At 68.1% G+C, this 20,519-nt stretch carries 17 protein-coding genes; 8 read left to right on the top strand and 9 right to left on the bottom strand.

Translation table 11 applies throughout. The features are described from left to right. Position 1: 1 nt before the first annotated feature. Entirely contained in the window at positions 2-1,516 is a 1,515-nt protein-coding gene (locus ULB03_RS26975) for a tryptophan halogenase family protein (protein ID WP_322486164.1), read from the bottom strand. Positions 1,517-1,685: 169 nt separating this feature from the next. After that, the gene (locus ULB03_RS26970; RefSeq protein ID WP_322486163.1) at positions 1,686-4,499 is read right to left on the bottom strand and encodes a TonB-dependent receptor; all 2,814 of its coding nucleotides are present in this window, start codon (positions 4,497-4,499) and stop codon (positions 1,686-1,688) included. 678 nt (positions 4,500-5,177) lie between these two features. Between ULB03_RS26970 and sodC the strand changes: the two genes are divergently transcribed. After that, the gene (sodC, locus tag ULB03_RS26965) at positions 5,178-5,732 is read left to right on the top strand and encodes a superoxide dismutase [Cu-Zn] SodC (RefSeq protein WP_322486162.1); all 555 of its coding nucleotides are present in this window, start codon (positions 5,178-5,180) and stop codon (positions 5,730-5,732) included. 206 nt (positions 5,733-5,938) lie between these two features. Then, positions 5,939-7,180, top strand: coding sequence for an aspartyl/asparaginyl beta-hydroxylase domain-containing protein (locus tag ULB03_RS26960; protein WP_322486161.1), 1,242 nt, complete (start codon positions 5,939-5,941; stop codon positions 7,178-7,180). 16 nt (positions 7,181-7,196) lie between these two features. Here ULB03_RS26960 and ULB03_RS26955 read toward each other — a convergent pair whose 3' ends face one another. Then, positions 7,197-7,454 (bottom strand): DUF6356 family protein, encoded by a 258-nt coding sequence (locus ULB03_RS26955; RefSeq protein WP_145735858.1) that lies wholly within the window; start codon positions 7,452-7,454, stop codon positions 7,197-7,199. A gap of 142 nt (positions 7,455-7,596) precedes the next feature. Here ULB03_RS26955 and ULB03_RS26950 point away from each other — a divergent pair, with 142 nt between their 5' ends. The 6 genes from ULB03_RS26950 to ULB03_RS26925 all read left to right on the top strand — a co-directional run bounded on the left by ULB03_RS26950 (position 7,597) and on the right by ULB03_RS26925 (position 13,276). Further along, on the top strand, positions 7,597-8,070 hold the full coding sequence (locus tag ULB03_RS26950; protein WP_322486160.1) for an Lrp/AsnC family transcriptional regulator: 474 nt from the start codon (positions 7,597-7,599) through the stop codon (positions 8,068-8,070). 233 nt (positions 8,071-8,303) lie between these two features. Then, positions 8,304-9,563 (top strand): sensor histidine kinase, encoded by a 1,260-nt coding sequence (locus ULB03_RS26945; protein WP_322486249.1) that lies wholly within the window; start codon positions 8,304-8,306, stop codon positions 9,561-9,563. Between the two features lie 146 nt (positions 9,564-9,709). Next, positions 9,710-11,335 carry a PAS domain S-box protein gene (locus ULB03_RS26940; RefSeq protein ID WP_322486159.1) on the top strand — a complete coding sequence of 542 codons (1,626 nt, stop codon included), beginning with the start codon at positions 9,710-9,712 and terminating at the stop codon, positions 11,333-11,335. Continuing rightward, positions 11,305-12,603: an ATP-binding protein gene (locus ULB03_RS26935; RefSeq protein WP_322486158.1), complete on the top strand. Its 1,299-nt coding sequence runs from the start codon at positions 11,305-11,307 to the stop codon at positions 12,601-12,603. Before ULB03_RS26940 ends, ULB03_RS26935 begins: the two co-directional genes overlap by 31 nt. Continuing rightward, a complete protein-coding gene (locus ULB03_RS26930; RefSeq protein WP_322486157.1) occupies positions 12,510-12,704 on the top strand; it encodes a response regulator in 195 nt (64 codons plus the stop codon). Before ULB03_RS26935 ends, ULB03_RS26930 begins: the two co-directional genes overlap by 94 nt. Next, the gene (locus tag ULB03_RS26925) at positions 12,701-13,276 is read left to right on the top strand and encodes an Hpt domain-containing protein (RefSeq protein ID WP_322486156.1); all 576 of its coding nucleotides are present in this window, start codon (positions 12,701-12,703) and stop codon (positions 13,274-13,276) included. The genes ULB03_RS26930 and ULB03_RS26925 overlap by 4 nt, the downstream gene beginning before the upstream one ends. Before the next feature lie 10 nt (positions 13,277-13,286). On the opposite strand, the gene ULB03_RS26920 is transcribed toward ULB03_RS26925, so the two are convergent. The 6 genes from ULB03_RS26920 to ULB03_RS26895 all read right to left on the bottom strand — a co-directional run bounded on the left by ULB03_RS26920 (position 13,287) and on the right by ULB03_RS26895 (position 20,516). Next, positions 13,287-14,042 (bottom strand): proteasome-type protease, encoded by a 756-nt coding sequence (locus ULB03_RS26920; protein WP_322486155.1) that lies wholly within the window; start codon positions 14,040-14,042, stop codon positions 13,287-13,289. Between the two features lie 244 nt (positions 14,043-14,286). Continuing rightward, complete coding sequence (locus tag ULB03_RS26915) at positions 14,287-15,237, bottom strand: alpha-E domain-containing protein (RefSeq protein WP_145735868.1); 951 nt, start codon at positions 15,235-15,237, stop codon at positions 14,287-14,289. A gap of 6 nt (positions 15,238-15,243) precedes the next feature. Then, positions 15,244-16,635 (bottom strand): circularly permuted type 2 ATP-grasp protein, encoded by a 1,392-nt coding sequence (locus ULB03_RS26910; protein ID WP_416211201.1) that lies wholly within the window; start codon positions 16,633-16,635, stop codon positions 15,244-15,246. A gap of 424 nt (positions 16,636-17,059) precedes the next feature. Continuing rightward, the gene (locus ULB03_RS26905; RefSeq protein WP_322486153.1) at positions 17,060-17,950 is read right to left on the bottom strand and encodes a LysR family transcriptional regulator; all 891 of its coding nucleotides are present in this window, start codon (positions 17,948-17,950) and stop codon (positions 17,060-17,062) included. Positions 17,951-18,048: 98 nt separating this feature from the next. Next, positions 18,049-19,008 (bottom strand): hypothetical protein, encoded by a 960-nt coding sequence (locus tag ULB03_RS26900; protein ID WP_322486152.1) that lies wholly within the window; start codon positions 19,006-19,008, stop codon positions 18,049-18,051. 8 nt (positions 19,009-19,016) lie between these two features. After that, positions 19,017-20,516 (bottom strand): radical SAM family RiPP maturation amino acid epimerase, encoded by a 1,500-nt coding sequence (locus ULB03_RS26895; RefSeq protein WP_322486151.1) that lies wholly within the window; start codon positions 20,514-20,516, stop codon positions 19,017-19,019. Between the last annotated feature and the right edge of the window lie 3 nt (positions 20,517-20,519).

The following is a 20,519-nucleotide window of genomic DNA, read 5'->3' as shown; positions in this document are numbered from 1 at the left end:
GTCAGGCTGTCGGGCTTGCGCAATGGCGGGCGATGAAGTCGGCATGGGGGGGCATGGCGTCCACCTCCCGCGTCACGGCGGCCCGCATGTCGTCCAGGAAGCGGCGCAGATCCTCCTCCGACAACTGGTCGGCCAGAGGGTGATGGTCGCGCGGCCAGACGCCCTGCCCCAGGAAGACGTGCAGCCAGCTGACCTCGCTGAACAGTTCGTCATGGTCGCGGGCGACGCGGCCCAGCGCCTGGAAGACGCGCATGCGCCGGGCCAATTCCTCGGGCACCGGCCGTTCCCGGCACTCGCGCCAGAAGGGGCTGTCGCCGCGCTCGGTAGCGGCGTAGTGCAGGATGATGAAGTCGCGGATGCGCTCATACTCGATGGCCGAGGCGCGGTTGAACTCCTCCGCCACGGAGGGGTCGAATTCCCGGTTGGGCAGGAGGGTGATGAGCCGGGACAGGGCCGACTGCACCAAATGGATGCTGGTGGATTCCAGCGGTTCCATGAAGCCGCCGGCCAGGCCCACGGCCACGACGTTGCGGTTCCAGAAGCGGCGGCGCCGGCCGGCGGCGAACCGCAGCGGACGCGGGTCGGCCAGCGCCTCCCCCTCCAGGTTGGCCAGCAGGGTGGCGGCCGCCTCGTCATCGCTGACATGGCGGCTGGAATAGACGTAGCCGTTGCCGGTGCGGTGCTGCAGCGGAATGCGCCACTGCCAGCCCGCCGCCCGCGCGGTCGAGCGGGTGTAGGGCGTCAGGGCGGTGCCGTCATGCGCGCTGGGCACGGCCCAGGCCCGGTCGCAGGGCAGCCAGTGCGACCAATCCTCGAACCCGGTGTTCAGCGCCTGCTCTATCAACAGGCCGCGAAAGCCGGAGCAGTCAATGAACAGGTCGCCATGGACGCGCGTGCCGTCCGCCATCTCCACCGCGTCGACGAAACCGTCATGGGCGCGCAGCACGGTGCGGACGATCCTGCCCTCCGTCCGCCGCACGCCGCGCTGTTCCGCGAACCGTCGCAGGTATTGGGCGTATAGCCCCGCGTCGATGTGGAAGGCGTAGGCCAACGGTTCCAGCGGGCTTTGCCGGCGCGGTTCCGGGCGGGCGAAGCGTCCCCGCCGGGCCGCCACGCTGTTCAGGATGTAGGGTTCCCAGTCGTCGGTCATGCCCAGGCGGTGGGCGCGCAGCCAGAAATCCTGGAAGTGGCCCAGACCCAGCGCGCGGCCGAAGGCGCCGAAACTGTGCAGGTAGCGGTGCCCCGGCCGCAGCCAGTCCACGAACTCGATCCCCAGCTTGATGGTGCCCTGGGTCTGGCGCAGGAAGTCGTTGTCATCCAGGCCCAAGGCGCGGTTGAACACGCCGATGGGGGGGATGGTCGCCTCGCCCACGCCCACGGTGCCGATCTCTTGCGATTCCACCAGGTGGATGCGATGGCCGCCGGGGCCGAGGACATGGCTGAAAAGGGCGGCCGCCATCCAGCCGGCGGTGCCGCCGCCAACGATGACGATGTCACGGAGGGGGGCGAACGTCATGGCCTGTCTTCCAGGTCGCTGTTGCCGGTACGTCCCCGCCGGGGCGGGGAAAAGGGTGAGGCGGGCCCCGGGGCCGTTGGGGCCTGGGCCCGCCTCACGAGGGCTCGGGGAGAAAGGCAAGAAGCGCCCCGCCGGCTGGGAGGCCGGCGGGAAACCTCACCCTATCGGCTCAATACTTGTAGGAAGCACCGAGCAGATAACGAACGCCGTACTTTTCGTACCGCCAATTCTGCGTGGTATCGCCGTTGTAGTAGGTGATGACCGGCTCATCCGTCAGGTTCTGGGCCTGCAGGACGATGGACAGGCCCTTCAGGGCGCCTTCGCCGAAGTCATAGCTGACCTGGGCGTCGACCAGGGTCTCCGGCACCGCCATGTCGAACTCACGGCCCTGGCCGAAGCCCGTCTGTTCCGAGAGGTAGCCGGAGCGGTGGGTGACCGAGACGCGGGCGCCGAAGCCGCCGTTCTCGTAGTAGAGCGTGCCCTGCTCCGTCCACTTGGAGTAGCCCGCCACCGGCAGCGTGCTGTTGCCGCTGCCGACCCCCTGGGAGCCCGCCTGCAGGTCGGTCTGCGTCCAGCCGGCGGCACCGTTGATGCCGAAGCCGCTCAGCTTGGACCACACCATGTCCAGCGGCACGGCGAACGCGGCTTCCACACCCTCGATCATGCCGCCGGCGCCGTTCACCGGCACGGTGACATAGCCGAAGTTGGTGGCCGGCGTGGCGGCGGAGTTGGGGTTGATGCCGGTGAAGTCGGTCAGCGTGCTCTTGTTGTAGATGTTGTTTTCCAGGTGCTTGTAGAACGCCGCCAGCGACAGGTAGCCGGCCTTGTTGAAGTAGTATTCGTAGGACAGGTCGACGGCGTCGGCGTACCAAGGCTTCAGGTAGGGGTTGCCGCCGTTGCCGCTCCACGGGCCATTGTTGGGATTGGAAATCCCGGCCTTCGAGGCGTCGAAGCCATAGGACAGGTTGGCCTGCATCTGGTCCATGCGGGCCCGCATCATCTCACGGGCGGCGCCCAGGCGGATCTGGTGGTCCGGGTTGGGCAGGACGAAGGCCAGATTCAGGCTGGGCAGCAGGTCGGTGTAGCCGACGCCCAGGGTGCGGTCCTGGTACTTGTTGGCGGCGGCGATGGCGACACCGGTGGACGACTGGTCGGTATGGACCAGTTGCAGACCGACGTTGCCCATGACCTTCACCGCCCCCAGGGTACCGTCCACGTCCGCCTTGACGAAGCCGGTGGTGACCTTTTCGGTCACGGTGTAGTGGCTGTCGCTGGTGCAGTTGGCGCGGTACTGGGCGCAGGGCACCAAGCTGTAGACGCCGCGGGACAGCAGTTCCACCGGGTTGTAGGCGACGGTGTTGCCCAGGCCGATCCAGCTGAGGTCAGCCGTGCCGACCATGGCCCACGACGGGATGGGTGCGCTGGCGCCCCGCACGCCGGTCAGCGGATCGACCGCCGCGGTCAGGTTGGACGTCAGGGTGACGTACCATTCCGGCTGATAGTATTCCTTGTTGCGCTCGGTGTAGTTCACGCCGATGTCGATGTCCTTGAGGAAGGCGACTTCGTGGAAGTCCTTCTTCAGGTCGCCCCTCAGCGAAAGCAGATCGTCGTGCACCCGCGGCTTGTTCAGATAGCCGTTCTGGGCATAGGGGGTGGTGCCGCCGTTCCAGTTGTTGGGATCGGTCAGCTTGATCAGGTTGGGATCGGCGTAGTTGAGGTTGTGGGTGTACTGGTACCCGGCCTCATTGGTGCCGACATTGGTGAACCCGATGGTGTCGGTGGCGCCCGACGACCCGCTGGAGCCGGTGCCGAAGTAGGATTCGAAGCGGGTGGTGGTGCGGTCCGCCAGGCTGTAGCCGGCGTCCAGGGTGCCGGTCCAGTCGCCCTTGGTGTACTGGCCGTTCCAGCCCATGGAGTACAGGTCGGACTGGGTGGAGCCCACGTCGCTGCGGCCCACGCCCTTCACGCCGCTGAACGCGCCGCTGGTGATCATGTCGCCGGTGACGGTGTAGCCGGGCAACAGCGCCACGGCCGGCTGCGCGCCGTTGACCGAGCCGTTGCCCCACTGCAGCGGCATCTCGATGCCGCGCTGCCACTGATAGTCCTGGTAGTGGGTGTAGAAGAAGTCCAGCGACGTGGTGAAGTTGTCGGTGGGCTTGTACTGCACCGTGCTCATGATGCCGGTGCGGTTGAACTCTTCGGAGTTGGCGCGCACCTCGTCGCCACCGATGACGTACTGGCCGTTGGACAGCTGCGGATAGCCCCAGACGCGGGAGGTTTCCTGCTGGGTGGGGGAGTTCAGGTGCGCGATGGACAGCGACACGCCCAGGGTGTCATGGGCGAACTGGTCGATGTAGGTGGCGCTGGCGCGGTAGCCCTTGTCCTCGCTGTCGGAATTCAGCTTGCCGATGGAGGTCTGCTCATACCGGGCGGAGGCGGACAGCACCCGCTTGCCGTAATCCAGCGGACGCACGGTCTGCAGGTCCACGGTGCCGGCCAGGCCCTGGGCGGTGAAGCCGGCCTGGGGGGTTTTGTAGACCACGGCGCTGCTGATGATTTCCGAGGGGTACAGGTCGTATTCGACGCTGCGGTTGTTGCCCGTCGACACCTGCTCGCGCCCGTTCAGGGTGGTCAGAGTGAAATCCGGGCCCAGGCCGCGCAGGCTGATGACCTGGGCGCGGCCGTCGACGCGCTGGGCGGCCAGGCCGGGCAGGCGGGCCAGCGATTCCGCGATGGAGTTGTCCGGCAGCTTGCCGATGTCTTCGGCCGAGATCGCTTCGACGATCTGGCTGGCGTCGCGCTTCGCCTCGATCGCCGATTCCAGCGAGTGGCGGAAGCCGCTGACGACGATTTCCTGCATGTCATCGGTGGTGGCGGCGTCCGCCGGCGCGCTTTGCGCCATGGCGGTGCCGTGCATCAACAGCACCGCGGTGCTGACGCCCAGGGCCAGCCTGGCGGCCAGCGCGATCTTCGTGTTTTTCATGGCACCCTCCCCTTAAGTCTCGCCTTCGAGCGGGCCGTTACCCGGCCCAGTTGCTGCTGTTTCTTCAAGGCGCCCACCCCCGCGGATGGACACCCCCCGGGTCGCCCCGGCATGAACGAGGGCCCTGACGCCCCCGGTCGACGGGGCGCCATGCACGACGTCATGACTGTCACGGTGTGGATGGGAGATGGTTCAGGGGGAACCCGCCAAGGCCTACGCGGCGCCCGGCCCGTCCTGTCACCCTGATCACGCATCATCCTGGATGGGACGCCTTGGCGCCCGGCCCCGTATCCTCCCGAATTTGTGACGATCATAGTGGGGGGCGGATTTTTGTAACATAGCCCGCATACGTATGTGCAACGACCCAGTAACAGTTGCATACGTATTCAGAATGCAAGGTTTGCTTAACCAATTTTGCTTTTGTCGGGCAAGTAATCGCCTTCGCAGGCGCACAATGTCGCCAACCGAACCTTTGGGCAGCGGCCCTGCGTTACAAAATTGCATGAAGCGCAGGGCCACAGCATCGGACGTATCCGCGACATAGTCGCGTCCTTACGAACTACGCAGGGTGTCGCGCTGGCAGGGCCGCGTCGTCTGCCCTATCATTCGGCGCCTCGACCAGTTTGCCCATAAGCCCGCGTCCTTTCCTGGAACGACGGGCCCATCCGGAGGGAAACCATGACGAAGTCCATTCTGCGTGCCGCGCTGGTGTCGGCCACAGCGGCCGCCACCGTCGGTGCGCCGTTCGCGGCCCTGGCGGCCGCCCCGGTCACCACCACCATCCACCTGATCACCGCCACCGGCGTGGGCCCGGCCATCGGCACCATCACGGCCACCGAGGGCAACGGCGGCCTGGTGCTGACGCCCAAGCTGACCGGCCTGGCGCCGGGCGTGCACGGCTTCCACCTGCATGCCAACGCCTCCTGCCAGCCGGCGGAAAAGGACGGCAAGCCCGGCGCCGGCCTGGCCGCCGGTGGCCACTTCGATCCCGCCAGCACCGGCAAGCACCTGGGCCCGACCGGGGACGGCCACAAGGGCGATCTGCCGCCGCTGACGGTGGCGGCCGATGGCAGCACGGCGCCCGAGCCGCTGACCGCGCCGCACCTGACGCTGGCCGACATCGCCGGCCACGCCTTCATCATCCACGCGGGTGGCGACAACTTCTCCGACACGCCGGAGCCGCTGGGCGGCGGGGGCGGCCGCATCGCCTGCGGCGTGGTGGGCGAGAAGTAGCCGCCCTTCCCCCACTTGTAACAAATCCTGATACGGCCCTTGTTCCCCAGTGCTCGCCCTGCCTATAGTCGTAGGCATAAAGGCGGGTCGGCAGCGATACCGCCCATGACAAAACCGGGAGGGTGCTGGCGGGGGGACAAGGGCCGACAAGGCCGTCGCATCCCAGACTCCGTGCCGGCGCCCCCAGGGAAAAACGCGGGGGCGTGATGGCGGAGCGGGCAGAGAGCGGGACAAGCCGGGCGGACGAGGAAGACCGGGCGCGTGGCCTGAACGCGGCGGCCGTCCGCGCCATGGCGGCGGGCCAGCCCGCCCGGGCGCTGGCCCTGCTGGAAGAGGCGCTGTCCTTCTCCCCGGCCCAGGTGCCTCTCTGGCTGAACCTGGCGGCCGCCCATCGCGCCCTGGGTGAACCCCTGGCCGCGCTGGCCGCGCTGGATCGGGCGCTGGCACTGGAGCCGCGCGCCTTCATGGCCCTGCTGATGCGCGCGTCGCTGCTGGATAGCATGGGCCACGCCCGCCAGGCGGGAGCCGCCTATGGCACCGCCCTGCAATTGGCGCCGCCAGAGACGGCGCTGGACGCGCCCACCGCCCGCGCGGTGGCCCGCGCCCGCGAGCGCCACGCCCAATACCTTGCCGAACTGGATGGTTTCCTGAAGGGGGAGATCGACAGCGATCTGCGGCGTTGCCAGAGCGGTGAGGCGCGGCGCATGGCCCGCTTCGTCGACGGGGCGCTGGGCCGGGCCAAGCCCTATCACCAACAGCCCGCGCAGTTCTTCTACCCCGGCCTGCCGGCCGCGATCGAGTTCTTCGACCGCGCGGAGTTCCCCTGGCTGGCGGAGTTGGAGGCCGGGACCGACGCCGTGCGGGCGGAGTTGTCCGCCGTCCTACGGGACGAGGACGACCCCAACCAGTTCGTGCCCTATATCGACTATCCCGACGGCTTGCCGCTGGACCAGTGGGCGGAGCTGAACCATTCGCCGCGGTGGAGCGCCTTCCACTTCATGCATTACGGCCGGCCGCACGCTGAGAACCGGGCCCGCTGCCCCCGCACGGCCGCCTTGCTGGACGCCATGCCCCAGCCGCAGGTGCCGGGCAAATCCCCCGCCGCCATGTTTTCGGTGTTGAAGCCCCGCACCCGCATCCCGGCCCACACCGGCGTGTCCAACACGCGGCTGGTGGTCCACCTGCCCCTGGTGGTGCCCCCCGGCTGCGGCTTCCGCGTGGGGAACGAGACGCGGGCGTGGAAGGTGGGCGAGGCCTGGGTGTTCGACGACACCATCGAGCATGAGGCCTGGAACGACAGTGACCAGACCCGCGTCATCCTGCTGTTCGATATCTGGCATCCACACCTGAGCGAAGCGGAACGCGAGATGATCACCCGGATCATGACCGGGATCGACCGCTTCAACGGCGACCTGCCGCCGGAGAATGGGGCCGGCGGCGGCCTGTAACGAAGGCGCCGCCTTTTTAACCCACGGTGTCGGCGGCGGAGGCGCCGGTGGGGACCCGGGGCGCCTTTCGGTTGCGGTTCACCACCATCTCATCATGCAGCACGGTGATGATCCCGCTGCCGGTACGCACGAACAGGCCGGGCACGATGGCATGCACCAGGCACGCCATACCCCCCAGAAGCATCCGCACGCCAAAGGATGTCGCCACCAGAGCGTGCTCACCATAGCTTTCCTGGACCGAACTCGGATGGTCGATGAACAGCTTGCGCAACATGGTCCCTGCTTCCCTCATCCAGTGCCGGCCGCTCACGGGCCGCCTGCCGTCAAGAATAACGCAGACCGGCTTGAGAAAAATCCCAAACTGTCCCACAGTTGCAGCACAGTTGGTTGATTTTTTCCCAGGCTGATGGCGATTTATGGAACATCTTGATAAGACGGACATCCGCCTGCTGCAATTGCTGCAGGAGGACGCGTCCCTGTCCATCGCGCAGTTGGCGGAGACGGTGGCGCTTTCGACCAATGCCTGCTGGCGCCGGGTAAAGCAGTTGGAGGAGGCGGGCATCATCCGCCGCCGCGTCGCCCTGCTGGACGCGGACCTGCTGGGATGCGGCATCACGGTGTTCGTGGCCATCCGCACCAACCAGCATGACGAGGAATGGCTGGAAACCTTCGCCCGGGGCGTGGCCGAGATTCCCGAGATCGTGGAATTCTATCGCATGAGCGGCGACGTGGATTACCTGCTGAAGGTGCTGGTGGCCGACATCCCCCATTATGACCGGGTCTACAAGCGCCTGATCAAGGTGACGCGCCTGACGGATGTCAGTTCCAGCTTCGCCATGGAACGCATCAAGTCCACCACCGCCATCCCGCTGCCCCCAGCCAAACCTTGAGCCTGTCAAACCTTGAGCCCGGAGAGGCGGATGGCCCCGCCGGCGCTACCCCCGCCGGCACTACCAGAGTGGGCATACGCCTAAGGCAAGATCGCCAAGGCGTCGTAACTGCGGCATGGTCCGACTTTCACCAAGCCCGTCCGTGTGTGTAGCGCGGGGGGCTTTTTCATGAGCGGTCGGCGCGCCATTTATGGTTCAGGCGCGCATCGGGGTGAGGGGCGCAGGCCGTGGAAATGCTGCTGCGACAGCGGGTGCGACTGGCGGGGCTGGCGGCCCTGGGCGGAATCGTCGCCCTGCTGTTGATCATGCAATCCATCTTCGCGGAGGTGGTGAGCAGCGAGAGGTTGGTGAACCACAGCCACCAGGTCCGCACCACCGCGGTCCTGGCGCTGAGCCAGATCCTGTCGGCGGAATCGTCCCAACGGCTGTACCTGCTGATCCGGGGGCCGGAGGCACGGGACCGCTTCCAGGGCTATCGCGACGATGCCACCAACCAGTTGCTGGCGCTGAGCACCCTGGTCAGCGACAACCCGGACCAGACCCGCCGGGTGTCGACGCTGACGGCACTGGCCAATGCGCGGTTGGACGCCCTACAGGTGCTGATGCAGACACCCGCCGGCATGCCTCCCGACAGCATCACGGTGGAACGGGGCGAGTCCCTGATGGCCGAGGTGCGCGAACAGGTGGCGGTCATCGATGGGGCGGAGCAGACGCTGCTGGCGCAACGGCAGGGCCGAGTGGCCACCCTGCGCCTGTTGTTCGTGGCCGGCAGCGTGGTCATCTGCCTGGTCGCGGGCGGGCTGGTATGGCGCCTGTCCAGCGGCGCCATGACCGAGGCCGACCGGGAAAGCCGCATGCGCCAGCAGTTGCAGGAGATGCTGGACGAGAAAGGCCGCCTGCTGCGCGAGATCAACCACCGGGTTGGCAACGGCCTGTCCATGATCGGCACCCTGCTGCAGTTGCAGACGCACGACACCAAGGACCCCCAGGCGGAGCGCGCCCTGGCGGAGGCCCGCACCCGCGTGCTGGCCATCAACGAGGTGCACAAGCGCATGCTGCAGGCCGAAACGGTGGATGAGGTGGAGTTCGGCGCCCTGCTTCCCGCGTTCTGCCGGGAAGTGGCGGCGGAGTACGGCGCCTTGGACCGGGTGCAGGTCACCAGCACACCCGTGCTGCTGCCGGTGGAAACGGGCGTGGCGCTGGCCCTGATCCTGAATGAGATGCTGACCCCCACCCTGCGGCGGTCTGACCAGCTGTCCAGCCCGGTGACCCTGGGGCTGACGGTCGTGGACAACCGCCTGTCTTGCATCATCGATGACCCCAGCGGCCAGTTGCCGGCCGACATGGGGGCCGCCCGCCTGGCCGGTATCGGGATGACGGTGGTGCAGGCGCTGTGCCGGCAGATCGGGGCGGAGATGGCCTTCGACAAGGCGGGCACACAATTCTACATTTCAGTCACCGTGCCCCGGCCCCGGAAGGTGCGCGCCGCCTGACGTGGCGCCCCGCCGATTGATGGTCACCGCTAATCATTTGAGAAATCGGATCCGCAACGACCCGCTATACCTCTGCGCCTGTATTTTGTGGCGGCTTTCGCTATGATGGCGACGCCCTCTAGGATTGGCCGGAAAGGTACGACGGCTTGCCACCCCACTACCTGAAGCTGCGCGGCAGAGGCCTGCGTGCGCGGCTGCAAATCCTGTTGCTGGTGGTGGTGGCGCCCCTGACGGCCCTGTCCATCGCCGATTATGGCGCCCGGCGGTCGGAGGCCGTGGCCGCCGCCCAGGCCCAGGCCCTGAGCCTGGCGCATGCCATCGCCGGGCAACAGGCCCTGCTGGTCACCCAGGCCCAGCACATCGCCGATACCCTGCTGAGCGAAAGCGCCAACCTGCCGTTGGACCAATGCATCCAGGACGCCCGGCTGATGAAGCAGGCGCATCCCTGGATCAACAACGTCAACCTGATGGGCCCGGACGGCCAAGTCTTTTGCTCATCCGCCGAACGGCCCTTCCAGAATTTCAGCGACCGCGACTATTTCCAGGAGTTGCTGGAAACCGGCCAGCCCACGATCAGCGACTTCCTGATCGGCCGAACCAACGGCAAGCCCATCATGGTGGTGACGCGGGTGCGGGCAACGCCCGGCGGCGGTGTCACCCAGGTGGCCGGCACCGCCATCAACCTGCAATGGCTGGAGGATATGGGCCGCCAGATGGCGGCGCGGCGCCATGCCGTTTTCCTGGCCGTCGACCGCCATGGACACGTCCTGGCACGCTATCCCGACAAGGACGCCGCCTTGGGCGTGGGCGATGTGGGCCGGCCCTTGATCAGCACCATCCTGGCCACGGCGGACGGTACGGCCGACATGGCCGACTTGCGGGGTGAAAAGCAGCTTTTCGGCATCACCAGCGTGGGCGACACCGGCGCCCGGGTGGCCGTGGGCCTGTCCAAGGCCGAGGTGCTGGCCGCCGCCAACATCGATTTCCGTCGCAACCTGGTGGCGGTTCTGGCCATCACCCTGCTGGCCTTCGCGCTGGGGGTCGCGGGGCTGGAATTGTCGGTGCTGCGCTGGTTGCAGACCTTGGGCGAAGCGGCCCAACGCATCGCCGCCGGCGACCGCGCCATCCATCTCGACAGCCCCGGCAGCGGGCCGGAACTGGAGGCGGTGGCCCAGGCCTTCAACGCCATGGCCGACGCCGTGGCCCGGCAAGAGCAGGAACTGGTCGCGCGCGAGGAACGCTTTCGCGACCTGACGGAGGTGTCGACCGACTGGTATTGGGAAACGGATGAGACCCACCGCTTGACCTACATTTCCGACGGGATCCGGTTCGTCGGCATGGAGATGGCCTCGCTGCTGGGCCATACCCGGCGTGAGCTGTCCGCCGACGCCGATGCCGCCCACTGGGCGATCTATGAGAGCTTCCTGAACAACCGCGTTCCCTTCCGCGACTTCAGCTATTCCGTGCGCGGTCCCGATGGCGGGATGCTGCACCTGGAAATCTCCGGCCGGCCGTACCATGGGCTGGATGGGCAGTTCCGCGGCTTTCGCGGTATCGGCCGCAACATCACCCCGTTGGTGGAGGCCCGCCAGCGCCTGCAGGATCGCGACCGGCTGCTGACCGCCATCCTGGAATCCATCGACCAGGGCATCGTCGCCTTCGATGCGCGGTTGCGCCTGTCCATCCGCAACCACCAGTTCCTGGACCTGATGGAGCTGCGGCCGGAGGACTGCCCCCCGGCATGCCCCTGGCGGATGTGGCGGCCCTGCTGAAGGATCGCGCCGACGCCCCGCTGGTCGGGATGCCCCCGCAGGGTCCTCAAGGCCCCGATGTGGATCCTGCCACACCGGACGGCATGACCCCGGTGATCTACGAACTGGCACGGCCCGACGGCAGCACGCTGGAGGCGCAGGCCATCCCCATGGCGGGCAGCGGCTTCGTCGTCAGCTACCGCGACATGACGGTTCAGCGGCGGCAGGTGGGCGACCTGATCGACGCTCGTGACCGGCTGGCGGCCCAGGCGCGGGAGCTGCGCACCCTGGCGGAGGAGCTGGACGCGGCGCGGCGGGCGGCGGAGGCGGCCAACGCGGCCAAATCCGACTTCCTGGCCCATATGAGCCATGAGATCCGCACCCCCATGAACGGTGTCATGGGCATGGTGCAATTGCTGCAGGAAAGCCCCCTGACCCCCGATCAGGCTGCCTACACCGCCGTGATCCGCGACAGCGCCGACGCCCTGCTGTCCATCATCAACGACATCCTGGACATCTCGAAGCTGGAAGCCGGGCGCGTGGAGCTGGAGGAGGTGCCGTTCGCGCTGGCCGACGTCACCGCCGGCGTCATGGCCATCCTGGGTCCCCGTGCCAGGGACAAGGGCATCCGGTTGGAAACGGTGACAGGCGGCGCCCCCTCGGGGCATTATCGGGGGGATCCCCTGCGCCTGCGCCAGGTGCTGCTGAACCTGGTGGGCAACGCCGTCAAGTTCACGGAGAAGGGATCGGTCGTGCTGGAGGTCGAGGTGGGCATCGCCCAGGATGACAGGGCGCCGCTGCATTTCGCGGTGCGTGATACCGGCATCGGCATCAGCGCCACGGCCCAGGCGCAACTGTTTCGCAAGTTCGGCCAGGCGGACACGTCCATCTCGCGCCGCTTCGGCGGGTCCGGGCTGGGGCTGGCCATTTCCCAGCGCCTGGTGGCGCTGATGGGCGGGGCCATCGATCTGGAAAGCACCCTGAACCAGGGCAGCACCTTTTCCTTCACCATCACCCTGCCGGTCGTCCCGGCCAAGGACATGCCCAAGACCAGCCCCCCCAGACCGTGCCGCAGGCCCCACCGGCCCGCGCCGGACGAACCCCGAAGACCACGCGCCACGGCCTGCCCGGCGGGGGCGGCGCCCACTTGCTGGTGGTGGACGACAACACCATCAACCAGACCGTGGCCAAAACCATGCTGGAACGGCTGGGCTATCACGTCACCCTGGCGGGCGACGCGCGGACGGCGCTGGAGCTGTATGAGCGGAACACCTTCCAGGCCGTGCTGATGGACATCCAGATGCCGGAGATGGACGGCGTGCAAGCCACCCAGCGCATCCGCGCCATCCAGCAGGCGGCGGGCGCCCCCGCACCCCCGTCATCGCCATGACGGCCAACGCCATGGCCGGCATGCGGGAGGAATACCTGGCCGCCGGCATGGACGACTACATCGCCAAGCCTTTCGCCCTGCCCACCCTGGCGAACACCGTGGCGCGCTGGGTAGGCGTGGCCCAAGCGGCGGCCACAGCCCCTGCGGCCACACCGACGCCAGCGCCCGTCCCGGCGGCCGTCCCCCCGCCCGTGCATGAACCCCCGGTGCTGGACCCGGCGCCGCTGCGGCAGTTGGCGGAGTTGCTGGACACCGACACGCTGGCGGACCTGGTCATGTCCTCCGTGGCGGAGTGCGAGGCGCGGGTGGCGACGCTGCAGACGCTGGCGGCCACCAATGACGCCGACGCCATGGCCAAGGCCGCCCACACCCTGATCGCCACCGCGGGCGACATCGGCCTGCGGCAGATACAGGCCCTGGCCACGCGCATCCAGACGGCGGCCCGCGCCGGCAAGGCGGAGGCCTGCCGACCCGATATCGCCGCCCTGGGGGGCAACCTGCCCGCCGGAATGGCCGCCGTGGCCGCCGTGCTGAAACCGTTGCTGAAAAAGGGCCGGGAGGGGACGGCCTGACCCAAAAGGGTCAGCCCCGCTGCTCCCCCGCCCACCACTCATCCGCCGTGGGCAAGGTGCCGTAGCTTTGGCGCAGCGCGTTGGACCAATGGTCCCGCACATGCTGGAAATAGCTGTCGGTTTCGGTGATGCGGCGGTGGATGCGCAATTGCAGGTCGTCGCGGTGATAAACCGCGAGGTCGATGGGCATGCCCACCGACAGGTTGCTGCGCAGGGTGCTGTCCATGGACACCAGCACCAGCTTCACCCCGTCCTGCACCGGCGTGTCGTAGGAGACGACGCGGTCCAGGATGGGCTTGCCGTATTTGTGCTCCCCGATCTGCAGGTACGGCGTCTCGGGCGTGGCCTCGATGAAATTGCCGGGGGAGTAGATCTGGAACAGGCGCATGCCCCGGCCCTTGATCTGCCCGCCCAAGAGGAAGGAGGCATCGAAGCCCACCCCCTGGGCCTTCATGGCCAGGCCGTCGGTGTCGTACACGGCGCGGATGGCGGCGCCCACCAGTTGGGCCGCGCGGAACATGGACGGGACGGTGGCCAGCGTTTCCGGCTCCGCATCGCCGATGGCGACACCTTCCTGCAGGCGGTTGACCACCGACTGGCTGATGGACAGGTTGCCCGCGGAGAGCAGGACCATGCAGCGGTCGCCCGGCGTTTCGAACCGGTGCATCTTGCAGAAGGTGGAGATGTTGTCGACACCGGCGTTGGTGCGTGTGTCCGACAGCATCACCAGCCCGGCCCTCAGGAACAGGGCGACACAATACGTCATCTCTTGGGCCTCGACATCGCGGTTGCCGGCCCTTGGACTGGGCGGCGTTTTTCTTCAGATGAGGGACGGGCGGCCCCCCGGACAGGGGCCTATCCCGATGCCCCCTCATACCTCGAAACCCAGGGCCGCGACCAGGGGGTGCGCACGTTAAGTATTGGCGACGCCCCCGCCCGCGCAACAAATGGCCCCGCCCCGGCCCCCATGAGGGCGACCTCCATGCGGGGCGGGGGGCGGGACGCGGCGATCAGCGGACGTTCAGGTAGAAGCCGCTGATCTCCTGGCCCAGGCGCAGCATGTCATCGATGAACTGCGTCAGATATTCATGCAGGCCGAACTGGAAGATATCCTCCACCCGGCCATAGCGCAGGCGGGCGTGGATTTCGCCCGCAAGGCGATGGCATTCGCCCCGCTGGCCACCGTAGCGCACGGCCATCGCCTCCAGCAGGTCCACCACATGCGCCAGGCAGGCGACCAGGGAACGGGGCATCTCCGGCTTCAGGATCAGCAGTTCCGCGATCAGCCAGGGCTTCAGCCGGTCATGGTAGACCCAATGATAGCTGCGCAGCGCCGACACGGCCCGCAGGATGCTTTGCCACTGGTAATAATCCAGCACCCCGCCCACGCCCTCGTGGTCCGGCAGCAGGACGTGATACTTGACGTCCAGGATGCGGGCGGTGTTGTCCGCCCGCTCCAGCAGCGTGCCCAGATGGGTGAACAGGTAGCTGTCGTTGCGCAGCATGGTGTTGGCATAGCTGCCGCAGAACAGCAGGGAGCGTTGCACCACCCAGTCCATGAGCCCGGGCAGGCTGTCCGCCGCCAGGCGGTCGGCCTTCAACGCCCGGGTCTGCTGCCATGTCTCGTTCAGCGCCTCCCACGTGTCCACCGTCAGGGCGGTGCGCACGGCGCGGCCGTTGCGGCGGGCGGTTTCGATGCAGGACACGATGCTGGACGGGTTTTCCGGGTCCAGCACCAGGTAATCCAGCACCAGCGAGGGCACCACCTCGCCATGCTTGGCGAGGTAGCCCGGCTCCGTGCCCACGGCGATCAGGGTGGAGCGCCATTCATTGCCCGGATTGTCCAGGGACAGCGACATGTTGGACATGCGGTTGCCCACCTGAACCAGGCGCGCGACACTGGCCGCCCGCTCCATATAGCGGGCCAGCCAGAACAGTCCGTCTGCGGTACGGCTCAGCATTTCTCGTCAGCGCTCCAGTACCCAGGTGTCTTTGGTGCCGCCGCCCTGGCTGGAATTCACCACCAGGGAGCCCTCGCGCAGGGCGACGCGGGTAAGGCCGCCGGGCACCACCCGGATCTCCCGCCCGTTCAGCACGAAGGGCCGCAGGTCGACATGGCGGGGGGCGATGCCCTGTTCCACGAAGGTGGGGCAGGTGGACAATGCCAGCGTGGGCTGGGCGATGTAGTCGGCCGGCCGCGCCTTGATGCGGTCGGCGAACACCGCCCGGTCGGCGGCAGTGGATTGCGGGCCGATCAGCATGCCGTAGCCGCCCGAGCCGCGCGTCTCCTTAACGACCAGTTCGTGCAGGTGCTCCAGCACGTATTTGCGGTCGTCATCGCGTTCGCAAAGGTAGGTGGGCACGTTCAGCAGGATGGGCTCTTCCCCAAGATAGAAGCGGATCATTTCGGGGACGAAAGGATAAATCGCCTTGTCGTCGGCGATGCCGGTGCCCACCGCGTTGGCCAGGGTGACCCGGCCGGCGCGATAGGCCGCGAACAGGCCGGGCACACCCAGCGCGCTGTCGGGGCGGAAGGTCAGCGGGTCCAGGTACTCGTCGTCGATGCGGCGGTACAGCACGTCCACCCGCTTCGGCCCCTGGGTGGTGCGCATGTAGACGAAGCCCTCGTCCACGAACAGGTCGCCGCCCTCCACCAGTTCCACGCCCATCTCATCGGCCAGGAAGGAGTGCTCATAATAGGCGCTGTTGTAGGACCCGGGCGTCAGCACGGCCACGGTCGGCGCGTCCCGGCAGGCCGGCGGCGCCACCGACTTCAGCGTGTCCAGCAGGTCTTCCGGGTAATGGGAGACGGGCGCCAGCTTGTGCATGCCGCAGAGATCGGGCAGCAGGCGCAGCATGGCCTCGCGGTTCTCCAGCATGTAGGAGACGCCGGAGGGCGTGCGGCAGTTATCCTCCAGCACATAGAAATTGTCCGGATCCAGGCGGACGATGTCGATGCCGGCGACATGGGTGTAGGCGCCCGCCGGCGGCAGGAAGCCCTGCATCTCCGGCCGGAAGCTCTCATTCCCCAGCACCATGCGCTCCGGCACCTTGCCCGCCCGCAGGATGTGGCGTTCGCCGTAGACGTCGGCCAGGAAGGCGTTCAGCGCCTTGACCCGCTGCTGCAACCCCAGCGATAGCCGGTCCCATTCGGCGCGCGCCAGGACGCGCGGAATGATGTCGAAGGGGATCAACCGTTCGGGATCGCCGCCCTCGGTATACACCGCGAAGGTGATGCCCACGCGCCGGAACAACGTCTCCGCCTCGCGGCGCTTCAGTTCCAGTTTGTCGGACGGCATCTCGCGCAGCCATCGTTCGATGTCCGCATACGGGCCGCGCACCTCATCCGACATGCCCATTTCATTGAATGGACCGTCTGCTTTCGCCATAAAACCCTTCCCCATCGGTAGGCCCGACTGTGTGATTGAGCAAGAGCCACGCCAACTTGGCCTAGCCAAGGAATTGCCCAGGAAACGGGCGCGGCACCGGGGAAGGTAACGCCCCGACGCCCAATTCGCAGGCAATACCCGGCCGCTCATCGCCCATAAATTGTGCAGCAACCATAGCAGACAGCCCACAGGCCGTCCCTCGCGCCCCGGATGGCGGCATCTCCACGCGCACTCCCTCCTCAACGCGCGCCCGGCCTGGATGGTAGGCACAAAGGCGCGCTTATCCTTGGCAGCCTTCAATCGGATAGGCCCTGCGCCAGGTCAAGCCCCTGGCGGAACAGTCAAAAGAAGTTCATTTCGCTGGCCCTGGTTTTCAAGCGGCGGGCGCTATCGCTTAAGCGAGGTCGGGGCGGCCCATTTCGTCTAGAAAGGCGCTAGCCGCGCGGCTTAGCCCACGCCCCGCATGGCGGACCAGGGTGAAGGCGCGGGGCGCCAAGGTCAGGCGCACGGGGTGCAGCAACCCCACCTCGATGCTGCCGCTGGCGACGGACGCGGACAGGGCCGCCGCCCCGCCGCCCGCCTCGACCGCCGCGCGCACCGCCTCGTTTGAGGGCAGTTCCAGGGCGATGCGCAGGGCGGCGGTGTCGACGCCCAGGTCCGCCAGCGCGGCCAGGAAGGCGGAGCGGGTGCCCGACCCCGGTTCCCGCATGATCCAGGGCGTTTCATGCAGCACCGCCGCCGGCACGGTCTCGCGGAAGGCCCAGGGATGATGGGGGGCGACCACCACCACCAACTGGTCCTGCGCCACCTGGTGGGCCGACAGGTCCGGGCTGTCCACCGCCCCCTCGACAAAGCCGAGGTCGGCGGTGCCGTCCAGCACCGCGGCGGCCACCTGGGCGGTATTGCCGATGGCGAGATCCAGGTCCACGCCGGGATGCCGCTCGCGGAAAGCGACCAGGTGGCGGGGCAGCCAATAGCTGGCGATGGTCTGGCTGGCCTGCACCCGCAGATGGCCCCGTTGCAAGCCGGACAGCTCGGCCAGCGCCCGTTCCGCCCTGTCGGCCCGCGCCAGCACGGCCTTGGCCTCCGCCAGGAACAGGCGTCCGGCCTCGGTCAAGGTGATGCCGCGCCCCACGCGATGGAACAGCGCCGTCTGGTAGCGGTCCTCCAGCGCCGCGACCGCGGCACTGGCCGCCGACTGCGCCAGGTTCAGCGCGCGGGCCGCCTGGGTGACATGCTGCCGTTCCGCCACGGCCACGAAAATGCGCAACTGTTCCAGCGTCAAGGAAGAGGCCCCGTTGGTGAGGGAGCCGCCGGAGGCGGCGGCGTCGCCACCACTGTAGCGCAGGCGGCTGGCCCGGGTGAATTGTCCCGGCCAGCCCTTCAGCGGTTACCCTGGCAGGTCAAAACGGGCGGCAGGTCAAAACGGGCGAACAGGCTGAGACGCTCGATGGCCGGGGGCAGACGCCTGCAGATAAAACGGGCGAAGCGGTCCTGGAACAAGTCACAGGTGAAGGCCAAGCGGCGGATGCCCAGAGCCTGCTGCCGCTGCAAGGCCAGGCGCCACAGCAGCAGGATGGCTACCGCCCCTTCATGCCCCGGCCGCACGGCGGAGCAGGTCCAACTCAGCGTGTCCAGGCCGATGCGGCAGGGCAGGTGCCAGGCAACCACCCGCCCGCCCCGCAGCAGGGCCAGGCTGAGGGCGGGGAGCGCCCTGGCCTCATAGCCGGCCGGGTCGATATTACGGCGCTGCAGCGGCGGCAGGGCAGCCAGGTCGGCGGTCAGATCGGCCCGCTGGGCGGCATCCACCACTGTCCAGGGAACAACGGCATAGCCCTCGCGGGGCTGGCCATGGGCGCCAAGGAAGGGCAGGGCCAGCATGGCCGCCGTCGTGGCCCGCACCACCAGCCGTTCCACCGCCGGCCCCCGCCAACCGCAGCCCTGCAGCAAGCCCGGAGTCAGGACGTCGTCGGCGTCGTAGGTGGCATAATACAGCCCCTGTGGCCGGCCGGCGGCGGCGCAGCGCCGGGCCAGGGCCTGCAACAGCGCCTGGCGCACCCGGCCGTCGGTATCGTCTTGGGCGCCCAGGCTGACGATCTCAAAGCCGTCGGAGGCCAGCATGGCCAGGGCCAGGCCACGCGGCCGGCGATCGCCGGCCGCGGTTACCTGGTCGGCGGCAACGTGCACCAGGCCGCTGGTGCCGGGACCCAGGTGGCGGTGATACAGCGGGTCGACGAAGGCGGCATAGCGCCGGGAGTCCGCCGCGTCGATGGAGCCCACCCACAGCGCCGCGGTGGCGTCCATCGGCACGGCCACCGGAACGAGGCTGGCGAATGAGGTCATCCGGCCCGTCAGGCGGCTTGCGGCGGCAGGGAGCGGCGCACGCCACTGATGCCCGGCCGCCCCGGCTCCTCGCTCAACACCCCCAGGGCGAACAGGCGGTGCAGCAGATTGGCCAGAGCCCGCAGATCGATCCCGGCCGTCAGGCAGGCGCGGTAAGCGTCGCGCACCGTGTGCCTCCCCTGCAGCAGCAGCGGCAGCAGCAGCGCCGCCGCCGGGTGGTGCACCTGATACTGCTGGCCCGCGTCGCGCAGGGTGAAGCCGGCGGCGTCCGGGGTGGCAGCCAGATCGGGGCGCAAGGTCAGGACGTCATCCATGGCCAGTTCGTCGGGCACCTGGGCCAGCAGGTAGCGCAGGGCGGCGCCAAACTCATCCGCGGTGGTGAAAGACGCCTCCCCCAAGGTGTGGAAACCGTCGGGACAGGCGTCGGTGGCGCGGGTGGGCGTGACCAGCCGCACCGTGCGCTGCGGCAGGTTGACCAGGAAGCCGGTGACGCAGGCGATGGTGGGATGGTCCTGCGCCTCGTCCAGCGGGCGCTTGGCGGCCGGGCGGCGACGGGCACGGCCCGCGAAGGCCTTGGCGTTGAGGCTGTCCTGCTGTTGCAGCACCAGTTCCACCCCCAGCAGTTCCTCCGCAGTGAAGGCGGCGTGGATCTGCCGCAGCAGCCGGGTGTTGAGCACCGAGAAGCGGTTGATGGTGGTCTGGTGACGCTCGGTCAAGGCCAGCACGGCGCGGGTGAGGTCAGGGTTCTTCAAGGGCGCGGCGGTGGTGGTCTGCGGCACCACCCCGATGGCGGCGTGAAAGTCGGCGATGAAGGCTGGATAGTCGGGATTGTCGGCGGGATCGGTGGCCCAATAGCAGAAGCCGGTGCCGGCGGCGGTGGCGCCGAAAAAGGCCACCGTCTGGGCCAGCATGCCCCGCCACAGCACTTGGTTGTCGGCGTAGGGCGCGTGGCCGGCGAAGGCGCCGGCGGAAATGCCGCAGAACCAGCACCCTACCGAGCAGCCAGACGACAGTTCGAAGGCCACCACTGGATGGACGATGGAGGAAGCGGTGGATCCCAGTTCGCCACGGCAGCGGGCGATCTGGCGGCGACGCCAGCGGTCATAGGCTGGGTTGTGCCCGCCGGTGTCACCGCGCACCACCACCCCGTCGCGGTAGGCGAACTGGCTGGCCATGTGTGCCTGCCACAGGCGTACCAGGGGATAGTCGGCGAGATCACCGCCAAAGCCCGGCTCCAGCAGCGGCCGCAGGGCGCGCACGTCCACCGTGATGCCGTGTTCCCGGTGCAGCGCGGCCGCCCCGTCATCCGCGTCCTCCCCACTCTCCACAGCCCCGCCCACGGCCCTGCCTTCCATGGCGGGACTGGCCAGCAGCACCTGACAGCCTTGGCGGAACGCGCTGTCGCCCAGGAAACGTTCCAGGCAGCGCTTGATCTCCGCTAATTGGCGCCGCTCCTCCGGCGGGCGGCGGAAAAAGGCCGGTCCCACCGGCGACGCGCTGTCGGTCATGGT

It is taken from the genome of Nitrospirillum goiasense (assembly GCF_034427435.1).
In the GTDB taxonomy this organism is placed as follows: domain Bacteria; phylum Pseudomonadota; class Alphaproteobacteria; order Azospirillales; family Azospirillaceae; genus Nitrospirillum.
The sequence above is the reverse complement of the archived record's forward strand: the minus strand, read 5'-3'. Positions and strand labels throughout refer to the sequence as shown.